The 10049-nt window shown below is 72.8% G+C and carries 9 protein-coding genes; 2 read left to right on the plus strand and 7 right to left on the minus strand.

Going from position 1 to position 10049, the window contains the following annotated elements; all coding sequences use genetic code 11:
• Positions 1-103 precede the first annotated feature (103 nt).
• The 4 genes from EHS43_RS27025 to pdhA all read right to left on the minus strand — a co-directional run bounded on the left by EHS43_RS27025 (position 104) and on the right by pdhA (position 4654).
• The gene (locus EHS43_RS27025) at positions 104-1024 is read right to left on the minus strand and encodes an NTP transferase domain-containing protein (RefSeq protein ID WP_125193358.1); all 921 of its coding nucleotides are present in this window, start codon (positions 1022-1024) and stop codon (positions 104-106) included.
• A 170-nt stretch (positions 1025-1194) separates the two neighbouring features.
• On the minus strand, positions 1195-2508 hold the full coding sequence (locus tag EHS43_RS27030) for a dihydrolipoamide acetyltransferase family protein (protein ID WP_125193359.1): 1314 nt from the start codon (positions 2506-2508) through the stop codon (positions 1195-1197).
• On the minus strand, positions 2508-3512 hold the full coding sequence (locus tag EHS43_RS27035; RefSeq protein ID WP_125193360.1) for an alpha-ketoacid dehydrogenase subunit beta: 1005 nt from the start codon (positions 3510-3512) through the stop codon (positions 2508-2510). The genes EHS43_RS27030 and EHS43_RS27035 overlap by 1 nt, the downstream gene beginning before the upstream one ends.
• Positions 3509-4654 (minus strand): pyruvate dehydrogenase (acetyl-transferring) E1 component subunit alpha, encoded by a 1146-nt coding sequence (gene pdhA, locus EHS43_RS27040; protein WP_125193361.1) that lies wholly within the window; start codon positions 4652-4654, stop codon positions 3509-3511. The genes EHS43_RS27035 and pdhA overlap by 4 nt, the downstream gene beginning before the upstream one ends.
• A gap of 189 nt (positions 4655-4843) precedes the next feature.
• Here pdhA and EHS43_RS27045 point away from each other — a divergent pair, with 189 nt between their 5' ends.
• Positions 4844-5329 carry an Lrp/AsnC family transcriptional regulator gene (locus EHS43_RS27045; protein WP_125193366.1) on the plus strand — a complete coding sequence of 162 codons (486 nt, stop codon included), beginning with the start codon at positions 4844-4846 and terminating at the stop codon, positions 5327-5329.
• 2 nt (positions 5330-5331) lie between these two features.
• Here EHS43_RS27045 and EHS43_RS27050 read toward each other — a convergent pair whose 3' ends face one another.
• Positions 5332-5922: a TetR/AcrR family transcriptional regulator gene (locus EHS43_RS27050; RefSeq protein WP_125193362.1), complete on the minus strand. Its 591-nt coding sequence runs from the start codon at positions 5920-5922 to the stop codon at positions 5332-5334.
• A complete protein-coding gene (locus EHS43_RS27055) occupies positions 5919-7436 on the minus strand; it encodes a 3-hydroxyacyl-CoA dehydrogenase (protein ID WP_125193363.1) in 1518 nt (505 codons plus the stop codon). Before EHS43_RS27055 ends, EHS43_RS27050 begins: the two co-directional genes overlap by 4 nt.
• 160 nt (positions 7437-7596) lie before the next feature.
• On the opposite strand from EHS43_RS27055, the gene paaN reads away from it, so the two are divergent.
• Entirely contained in the window at positions 7597-9288 is a 1692-nt protein-coding gene (paaN, locus tag EHS43_RS27060; RefSeq protein ID WP_125193364.1) for a phenylacetic acid degradation protein PaaN, read from the plus strand.
• Here the strand turns inward: paaN and EHS43_RS27065 are convergent.
• Complete coding sequence (locus tag EHS43_RS27065) at positions 9285-10031, minus strand: RNA methyltransferase (RefSeq protein WP_125193365.1); 747 nt, start codon at positions 10029-10031, stop codon at positions 9285-9287. The two genes, paaN and EHS43_RS27065, sit on opposite strands and share 4 nt — an antisense overlap.
• Positions 10032-10049 lie beyond the last annotated feature (18 nt).

The following is a 10049-nucleotide window of genomic DNA, read 5'->3' on the forward strand; positions in this document are numbered from 1 at the left end:
GTGCCGTTGTCCTCTCTCACCAGGGCCAGCGCCTCCTCGACGTCGAGATCGTCGGCGTCCTGGGCCGGGCCGGCGTGCTCGCCGGCGCGCACGGACCGGGCGGTCATCCGGCGTCCGGGCGGTTGCCGGAGGCTTCGCCGGGCCCTGCGGCGCTCTCCCCGTCGGACTCCTTCGCCCAGCGCTCGGCCAGGGCCGCCGCCTTGCGGGAGGCCTCGGCGACCGCCTCGGGATCGCCGCCCGCCCGTGCGGCGGCATAGCCGACGAGGAAGGTGGTCAGTGGTGCCGCCGGCCTGGCCACGCCGTGCGCGGCGTCCCGGGCGAGGTCGAGCAGCACGCCGGTGTCGACGTCGAGTTCGATGCCCAGCTCGTCCTTGACTGCGGAAATCCATTCATCCAACACGTGCCCATGCTCCCTGATGCGTGCCCTGGCGGTGGCGATGTCGTCCCAGGTGTCGCAGTCGAAGGACGCGACGGGGTCGGGGACGCGGGTGAGGTCGAGCACGGCGGTCAGCCGGCGCAGCGGAAGACCGGTGAGCAAGCCGTGCTCCTTGGTGAGTGCGGCGAGTTCGGTGCGCAGCGAGGAGGTGCGGTACGCGGCCACCAGCGGCTGGTCGCGGCCGTCGGCGTCGGTGAGCAGCACGCCGTCGGCGCCGCCCGTGCGCAGGACGGTCAGCAGCAGTCGTGCGGTGCCCTCCTGGAGGAAGGGCAGGTCGGCGGAGAGCACCAGGACGTACCGGGCCGTGGTGTGCCGCAGACCGGCGTCCAGGGCGGCCAGCGGGCCGCCGCCGGGCGGGTCCTCGCGGGCCCAGATCACCGGCCGGGCGAGGGGGCGGGGGTCGGCGACGACGACGGTGGTGGCCGCGTCGGCGCAGGCCGCGAGGACGCGGTCGAGCAGGGCGCGTCCGCCCACCCGCAGACCGGGCTTGTCCGCGCCGCCGAGCCGCCGGGCGGCGCCCCCGGCGAGCACGACCACGTCGTACCCAGGGCCGGTGTCCGCATCGCGCGGGGTCTCGTACGAGGTCACCCCCCGAGTATGCGTGCCGTCACGATCACAGGGAACGTGCGGCGGCCCCGGGATCGCGCGCCGCCGGGACGAAGGCGCGCGATCGGGGTGGACGGATGCCCGGTCGGGGTGGACGGATGCCGGGTCACAGGGTGCGTGGGTGTCCGGTCATGGGGCGCCTGGGGGTCCGGTCACAGGGTGCGCAGCAGCACCGCCGGCTGTTCCACGCAGTCCGCCACGTGCCGCAGGAAGCCGCCCGCGGTGCCGCCGTCGCACACCCGGTGGTCGAAGGTGAGCGAGAGCTGGACGACCTGGCGCACCGCCAGCTCGCCCTCGTGGACCCACGGCTTGGGGATGATGCGGCCGACACCGAGCATGGCCGCCTCGGGGTGGTTGATGATCGGGGTGGAGCCGTCGACACCGAACACGCCGTAGTTGTTCAACGTGAAGGTGCCGCCGGTGAGTTCCGCGGGGGTCAGGCTCCCGGTGCGGGCCGCCTCGGTGAGCCTGGCGAACTCGGCGGACAGCGACTCGGCGTCCCGCGCGTGGGCGTCCTTCACCACCGGTACGACGAGTCCCCGCTCGGTCTGCGCGGCGAACCCGAGGTGCACGGCGTCCAGCCGCACGATCTCCCTGGCCGCCGTGTCCACCGTCGAGTTGAGCTCGGGGAACCGGGCGAGGGCCGCGGTGCAGATGCGGGCGAGGAGTGCGAGCAGGGAGATCTTCGGTCCGCCGGCCGCGTTCATCGCGGCACGCGCGCGCATCAGTTCCGTCGCGTCGGCGTCCACCCAGCAGGTGGCGTCGGGGATCTCGCTCCGGCTGCGCGACAGCTTGTCGGCCACCACGCCCCGGACGCCCTTGAGGGGGATACGGGTCGCCGCGGTGGCGGTGGACGGCGGTGCCGCCGGGGTCTTCGAGGCGGGTGCCGGTGCGGCTTCCGGGGCCGGTGCGGGGCGCCCGGGTGCGGCGGCGGCACGCAGCGCGTACTCGACGTCGGCCCGGAGGATCAGGCCGTCGGGGCCGGAGCCGGTGAGTTCCCTGAGGTCGAGGCCGTTCTCGCGGGCGAGGCGGCGCACCAGCGGGGAGATCACGGGAACCGGGCCCTCGGCCACCTCGGGAGCTGCCGACGTGCCGTTCACCGGGACAGGAACCTGCTGCTCCCGGCGCACCCTGCGCCGACGCGCGGGCGCCTCCGAGGTGCCGTACCCGACCAGGACGTTGCCCGAGCTCTCGGACCGCGTGTCGGGCTCGGACGCCTGCGCCCCGACGGCCACCGTGATGAGCGGTGACCCCACCGGGAGTTCGCTGCCCTCCTCGCCGAAACGGGCCGTGACGACACCGGCGTAGGGGCAGGGAACGTCGACCATCGCCTTGGCCGTCTCGACCTCGACGACCGGCTGGTCAACCGCGACGACGTCGCCGACCTCCACCAGCCAGCGGACGATCTCCGCCTCGGTCAGGCCCTCGCCGAGATCCGGCAGCCTGAACTCCAGAACCTGCGCCATCAGCTCCCCGCCTCCCACTGCAGACGCCCCACGGCGTCCAGGATCCGGTCCACACCGGGCAGGTGGTGACGCTCCAGCATCGGCGGCGGATAGGGGATGTCGAACCCGGCCACACGCAGCACCGGCGCCTCCAGATGGTGGAAGCAGCGCTCGGTGACCCTGGCCGCGATCTCCCCGCCCGGTCCGCCGAACCCACCCGACTCGTGCACGACGACCGCCCGTCCGGTCCGCCGTACGGAGGCCGCGACCGTGTCGTCGTCGAACGGCACCAGCGAGCGCAGGTCGACCACTTCGAGGTCCCACCCTTCGTCCCGCGCGGCCTCGGCGGCTTCGAGACACACGGGTACGGACGGCCCGTACGTGATGAGTGTGGCGCTCCGGCCGGGGCGCCGCACCACCGCGCGGCCGATCGGTTCGACGGTCTGCGGGTCGTCCGGGTTCCAGGCGTCCTTCGACCAGTACAGCCGCTTGGGCTCCAGGACGACCACGGGGTCGTCGGAGGCGATGGCGGCGCGCAGCAGCCCGTAGGCGTCGGCGACGGTCGCGGGCGTCACGACGTGCAGTCCCGGGGTCGCCATGTAGTAGGCCTCGGAGGCGTCGCTGTGGTGCTCCACCCCGCCGATGCCGCCGCCGTAGGGGACCCGGATGGTGATCGGGAGCGGCATCGCCCCGCGCGTGCGGTTGCGCATCTTCGCCACATGGCTGATGAGCTGCTCGAACGCCGGGTAGGCGAAGGCGTCGAACTGCATCTCCACGACCGGCCGCAACCCGTACATCGCCATGCCGACGGCCGTGCCGAGGATGCCCGCCTCGGCGAGCGGAGTGTCGGTGCAACGGTCCTCGCCGAACTCCTTGGCCAGTCCGTCGGTGACCCGGAAGACACCGCCGAGGGTGCCGACGTCCTCGCCCATGACGTGCACGGTGGGGTCGGCCGCCATCGCGTCGCGCAGCGCGCGCGTGAGGGCCTGGGCCATGGTGGCCGGCTTGAGGGCGACGGTGGTCATCGGTGCGTCCCCCCGTGGGAGTCGTGCTCGGCTTCGAGCTCGGCACGCAACTGGGCCTGCTGCTCGCGCAGTTGCGGGGTGGGCTCGGCGTAGACGTGGGCGAACAGGTCCATGGGGTCGAGGGCCGGGTCCTGGTTCATGCGCTCGCGCAGTCCGGCGGCGAAGTCCTCGGCGTCCTGGCGCACGTCCTCGATGCCGGCCTCGTCGATCAGGCCGCGCTCGGTCAGTTCGTGTTCCAGGAGGGCGATCGGGTCGTGCCCGCGCCAGGTCTCGACCTCGGCGTCGACGCGGTAGCGGGTCGCGTCGTCGGCGTTGGTGTGGGCGTCCACGCGGTACGTGATCGCCTCCACCAGGGTGGGTCCGCCGCCCGCGCGCGCGTGGCGCACGGCGGCGGTGAGGACCTCGTGCACGGCGGCCGCGTCGTTGCCGTCGACCAGGCGCCCGGGCATGCCGTAGCCGACGGCCTTGTGGGCCAGCGACGGGGCCGCGGTCTGCTTGGCGAGCGGGACGGAGATCGCGAAGCCGTTGTTCTGGACCAGGAAGACCACCGGGGCCTGCCATACGGCGGCGAAGTTCAGCGCCTCGTGGAAGTCGCCCTCGCTGGTGCCGCCGTCGCCGACCATGGCGAGCGCGACCACGTCGTCGCCCTTGAGGCGGGCGGCGTGCGCCAGGCCGACGGCGTGCGGGAGCTGGGTGGCGAGGGGGGTGCACAGCGGGGCCACCCGGTGCTCGCGCGGGTCGTAGCCGGTGTGCCAGTCGCCGCGCAGGAGGGTCAGCGCCTGCACGGGGTCCAGGCCCCGGGCGACGGCGGCGAGGGTGTCGCGGTAGCTGGGGAAGAGCCAGTCCCGCTCCTGGAGGACCAGCGCGGCGGCGATCTCGCAGGCCTCCTGGCCGGTGCTGGAGGGGTAGACGGCGAGGCGGCCCTGCTTGGTGAGGGCGGTGGCCTGCGTGTTGTAGCGGCGGCCGCGCACCAGCTCGGCGTACAGCCGCTTCAGCAGGGCCGGGTCGGCCTGTGCGGCCGCGTCGGTACCGAGGACGCGATGGGGTTCCGCGTCGGGCAGCAGGGGCACGGGGTCCGTGCGGGGCTGCCAGGCGGGCGGCGGCGATGGCCGGTACGCGCCCCGCTGCTCCATGACCGTCATGACGGCACCTCCTCGTGGGAGCGGCTGGTGGCGCACCACGGCTGTGAGGCGCCTCACCTACCGATTGTTCGGTCGTCGGCACATTTTGGCTACAGGCCCCCTCAGGCTGTGGACAAACGGTTCTCCACAGCCTGTGATGGACGCAGTACGTCCATGGTAGGGAGGCGGGGGGACATGGCACCTGAACAAATGGCCGACGGCACGGAGGGCGGGGTGCCTCTTCCGCCCCCGCGTCCGCTCGACGCCATCGATCAGGACATCCTCAAGATGCTCCAGGCGGACGGCCGCGCGTCCATACGCTCGGTCGCCGAACGGGTCCATGTCTCCCGGGCCAACGCCTACGCGCGGATCAACCGGCTCGTCGAGGACGGCGTCATCCGCGGCTTCGGCGCCCGCGTCCACCACGAGCGGGCCGGGCAGGGGACCTCGGCGTACATCACCCTGAAGATCGTCCAGAACTCCTGGCGCACGGTCCGCGAACAGCTCCGGCAGCTGCCCGGGGCGTCGCACATCGCGCTGGTGGGCGGTGACTTCGACGTACTGCTGCTCGTCCACACCCCGGACAACCGGTCCCTGCGCGAACTGGTCCTCACCCGCCTCCAGGCCATCCCGGAGGTCCTCAGCACACGCACCCTGCTGGTCTTCGAGGAGGAGGACCTGGAACCGCAGGGCTGAGGTCAGGAGGTCCGGCGCAGGCCACCGAAGATCAACTGGGCCACCGCGTCGGCGACTTCGCGTTCGTTCATGCCGCGGCCGTCCGGGCGGTACCACTCCACGATGGAATTGATCATCCCGAAGACCAGACGGGTCGCCAGGCGCACCTCCACGTCGCCGCGTACGTCACCGTCGGCCGCGGCCGCCTTCAGGAGCTCGGCGACCCGGTGGTCGAAGTCCCGGCGGCGCTCCAGGGCCCAGCGCTCGGTGCCGGTGTTGCCGCGCACCCGCAGCAGCAGGGTCACGTACGGCAGTTCGGCGATCAGCACCTCGACCATGCGCCGCACGACGTACTCCAGGCGGGCGGAGGCAGGGCCCACGCGCGCGTGCTCCTCGTCGAGGATCCCGAAGAGCCCGTCCAGGGCCCGGCTGACGGCCCGGCGCAGGAGCTCCTCCTTGCCGGACACGTGGTGGTAGATCGACGACTTGGAGATGCCCGCGGCCTTGGAGAGGTGCTCCATGGAGGTGCCGTCGTAGCCGCGCTCGTTGAAGACCTGGACGGCGACGGACAGCAGCGTCTCGGGGGTGTACGTGTCGCGCTTGGCGGTCGTCATGAGGTGCTGCCCTCCCGCTTGTCGGAGGCGTACGCGTGCCGGTACAGCGCGAGCGAGGGCGCGTACCGTCCGGACGGGTCGCGCAGGTGCAGGTCGTCGAGGAGGGCGTAGGCCCAGTTGCGGCCGAGCCGGCGGCTCCACTCGAAGGGGCCGAGCGGGTAGTTCACCCCGAGCCGCATGGCGGTGTCGATGTCCTCCTTGGTGGCCACGCCCTTGGCGACGGCGTCGTGCGCGAGGTCGACGATCCGGGCGACCGTACGGGCGACGATCATGCCGGGCACGTCCCCGATGACGCTGACGTCCTTGCCGAGCGCCTGGAAGAGCCCGACGGCCTCGGTGAGCGTCTGCTGCGAGGTGTCCTGGGAGGCGGACAGGGCGATGCGCGTGGCCCTGCGGTAGTCGAGCGCTAGGTCGAAGTAGACGACGTCCCGGAACTCCACCGAGGTCTGTCCGTCGGCGAGCGCGAGCTGCCCGCCGCTCGGCAGGACCAGACGGGTGCCGTGGTCCTCCTCGTCCTCGCGGACCTGGATGCCCGCCTCGCGGATCAGCGCGAGCAGTTCGGACGCCGGGCCCAGATCGCCCTCGGCGACGACGTACGCGGGCGCCTGGGCGGGCTCCGCGGTGTGCGGCTCGTCGCGCTCGGCGCCGTCGGTGTAGTCGTACCAGCCCCGCCCGCTCTTGCGGCCGAGCCGGCCCGACTCGACCAGGCGCTGCTGGGCCAGGGAGGGCGTGAAGCGCACGTCCTGGAAGAAGGAGCGCCACACGGAGTGCGTCACGGACTCGTTGACGTCCTGTCCGATCAGGTCGGTCAGCTCGAACGCGCCCATCTTGAAGCCGCCGCACTCGCGCAGGACCGCGTCGATGGTGGCGGGCTCGGCACCCTGGGCCTCGTACACCGCGAACGCCTCGGCGTAGAAGGGCCGCGCGATGCGGTTGACGATGAAGCCGGGGGTGTCGGCGCAGGCGACCGGTGTCTTGCCCCAGGCGCGGGCCGTCTCGTACGCGCGCGTGGCCGAGGAGACGTCGGTGGCGAACCCGGAGACGACCTCGACCAGCGGCAGCAGCGGGGCGGGGTTGAAGAAGTGCAGGCCCACGAAGCGGCCCGGGTTGCGCAGGGCGCCGGCGACGGCCGTCACCGACAGGGAGGAGGTGTTGGTGGCGAGCAGGCAGTCCTCGCCCACGACCTCCTCCAGCTCCCGGAACAGCTGCTGCTTGACGTCCAGCCGCTCCAGGACGGCCTCGACGACCAGCGTGCAGTCCGCGAGGTCGGTGAGCTGCTCGGCGGCCACGAGACGGGCGCGCGCGGCGTCCCGTCCTGCGGCGGTGAGCCGGTCCTTCTCGACGAGCCGGTCCAGGCGGGCGGCGATCGCGTCGGCGGCCTCCCGGGCCCGGCCGGGGGCGGCGTCGTACAGCCGCACGGGGTGCCCGGCGACCAGCGCGACCTGGGCGATGCCCTGGCCCATGGTGCCGGTGCCGACGACGGCCACGGGGCTGCTGAGGTCGAGTCCTGTCATGTGCGCGATCCTCCCGCACGGGGTTTTCCACAGATGCGGCGGACCCCCTTGTCCCGACCGATCGTTCGGTTACTCTAACTCTGTCTGGCTGTTCCTGCCCATGTTTCTGCCCAGGTCATGAGCTCGACGAAGAGTTCGAAAGACGAGGAGTTGGTCCCGCATGGCCGCCGAACTGACCGCCCACGAGCTGATCGCCAAGCACCGGCCCACCCTCGACCAGGCGCTGGAGGCGATCCGCACCCGCGCGTACTGGTCCCCGCACCCCGAGCACCCCAAGGCCTACGGGGAGCACGGCAGCCTGGACATGGCCGCGGGCAAGGCCGCCTTCGACGCCCTGCTGGGCACCCGCCTCGACCTCGGCCAGCCCGGCACGGACGGCTTCGTGGGCGGCGAGGTCTCGCCGTACGGCATCGAGCTGGGCGTCGAGTACCCGCACGCGGACGTGGACGTGCTGCTGCCCGCGATGAAGGCGGGCCAGAAGGCGTGGCGGGACGCGGGCGCGGAGACGCGCGCGGTGGTCTGCCTGGAGATCCTCAAGCGGATCAGCGACCGGACCCACGAGTTCGCGCACGCGGTCATGCACACCAGCGGCCAGGCCTTCATGATGGCGTTCCAGGCGGGCGGCCCGCACGCGCAGGACCGCGGCCTGGAGGCGGTGGCGTACGCGTACGTGGAGCAGGTCCGCACCCCCGACACCGCGGAGTGGATCAAGCCGCAGGGCAAGCGCGACCCGCTCGCGCTGACCAAGCAGTTCACACCGGTCCCGCGGGGGATCGGCCTGGTCATCGGCTGCAACACCTTCCCCACGTGGAACGGCTATCCGGGCCTGTTCGCCTCCCTGGCCACCGGCAACGCGGTCCTGGTGAAGCCGCACCCGCGCGCGGTGCTGCCGCTGGCACTCACGGTCCAGGTCGCGCGGGACGTCCTCGCCGAGGCGGGCTTCGACCCGAACCTGGTCGCGCTCGCCGCCGAGCGTCCCGGCGAGTGCATCGCCAAGACCCTGGCCACGCGCCCCGAGATCCGCGTCATCGACTACACCGGCTCGACGCAGTTCGGCGACTGGCTGGAGGCCAACGCCCGCCAGGCGCAGGTCTACACGGAGAAGGCCGGCGTCAACACCGTGCTCGTGGAGTCGGCCGGCGACTACAAGGGGATGCTCTCCAACCTGGCCTTCTCCCTGTCCCTGTACAGCGGCCAGATGTGCACGACCCCGCAGAACCTGCTCATCCCCCGGGACGGCATCCGCACCGACGAGGGCCCCAAGACCTTCGACGAGGTCGTCTCGGACCTCGCCCGGTCGGTCGAGGGCCTGCTCGGCGACGACGCGCGCGCGAACGCGCTGCTGGGCGCGATCGTCAACCCGGACGTGAAGGCGCGCCTGGAGGCCGCGGCGGGGCTCGGCGAAGTCGCTCTCGCCTCGCGCGAGGTCGCCAACCCGGAGTTCCCGGGCGCGGTCGTGCGCACCCCCGTGATCGTCAAGCTCGACGGGGCCAAGCCGGACGACGAGGCCGCCTACATGAGCGAGTGCTTCGGTCCCGTCTCCTTCGCCGTCGCGGTCGACTCGGCCTCCGACGCGGTGGAGCTGCTGCGGCGCACGATCCGCGAGAAGGGCGCGATGACGGTCGGCGCGTACACCACCGACGAGGAGGTCGAGCAGGCCGTCCAGGAGGTCTGCCTGGAGGAGGCGGCGCAGCTGTCGCTGAACCTGGTCGGCGGGGTGTACGTCAACCAGACGGCCGCCTTCTCCGACTTCCACGGCTCGGGAGGCAACCCGGCGGCCAACTCCGCGCTGTGCGACGGGGCCTTCGTCGCCAACCGGTTCCGGGTGGTCGAGGTGCGCCGGGAGGCCTAGGACCCGCCGAGGCTCCAGTGGTAGAGGGTCATCGCGACACTGGTCGCCAGGTTGTAGCTGGAGACCTGGGGGCGCATCGGAAGAGCCACCAGGTGATCGGCACGCGCGCGTAGTTCGGGCGACAGCCCGCTGCGCTCCGAGCCGAAGGCGAGGACGGCGTCGTCCGGGAGCTTCACGGCCCGGATGTCGTCGCCCTCCGGGTCCAGCGCGAACACCGGGCCGGGCGGCAGCTCGGCGACCGTCAGGCGCTCCACCGCGGTCGCGAAGTGCAGGCCCGCCCCACCGCGTACGACCGTCGGGTGCCAGGGGTCGAGCGTGCCCGTGGTGACCACGCCGGTCGCCCCGAAGCCCGCGGCCAGCCGGATCACGGCCCCGGCGTTGCCCAGGTTGCGCGGATTGTCGAGGACCACGACCGGGGCGGTACGCGGTGCGTGCGCCAGCCTGTCCAGATGGTCGGCGCGGGGCGGCCGTACGGCGAGGGCGGCCACCGCCGTGGGATGCGGGCGCGGCACGAGGGACGTGTACACCGACTCCGGGACCTGCGTCAGCAGCGCGTCCAGGGTGTCCCGTACGTCCGGCGCCAGCTCCTCGGCCAGGGCGAGCGCGGCGGCCCGGTCGACGGCGACCGCCACCGGGACCCGAGCCCCGAAGCGCACGGCGTGCTTGAGGGCGTGGAAGCCGTCGAGCAGGACGGACGCGTCGGCGAGGCGGTGCCACAGGCTCACGGGATCGGGGCCGGTCATGTGGGGAAGCCTACGTGC

Source organism: Streptomyces sp. RP5T (genome assembly GCF_003933965.1).
In the GTDB taxonomy this organism is placed as follows: Bacteria; Actinomycetota; Actinomycetes; order Streptomycetales; family Streptomycetaceae; genus Streptomyces.

Coding starts and splice junctions, on each gene's coding strand:
- EHS43_RS27050 (WP_125193362.1), bottom strand. CDS start 5,922: ATGACGACCGCCAAGCGCGACACGTACACCCCCGAGACGCTGCTGTCC.
- EHS43_RS27045 (WP_125193366.1), top strand. CDS start 4,844: ATGGCCGACGGCACGGAGGGCGGGGTGCCTCTTCCGCCCCCGCGTCCG.
- EHS43_RS27035 (WP_125193360.1), bottom strand. CDS start 3,512: ATGACCACCGTCGCCCTCAAGCCGGCCACCATGGCCCAGGCCCTCACG.
- paaN (WP_125193364.1), top strand. CDS start 7,597: ATGGCCGCCGAACTGACCGCCCACGAGCTGATCGCCAAGCACCGGCCC.
- EHS43_RS27030 (WP_125193359.1), bottom strand. CDS start 2,508: ATGGCGCAGGTTCTGGAGTTCAGGCTGCCGGATCTCGGCGAGGGCCTG.
- pdhA (WP_125193361.1), bottom strand. CDS start 4,654: ATGACGGTCATGGAGCAGCGGGGCGCGTACCGGCCATCGCCGCCGCCC.
- EHS43_RS27055 (WP_125193363.1), bottom strand. CDS start 7,436: ATGACAGGACTCGACCTCAGCAGCCCCGTGGCCGTCGTCGGCACCGGC.
- EHS43_RS27065 (WP_125193365.1), bottom strand. CDS start 10,031: ATGACCGGCCCCGATCCCGTGAGCCTGTGGCACCGCCTCGCCGACGCG.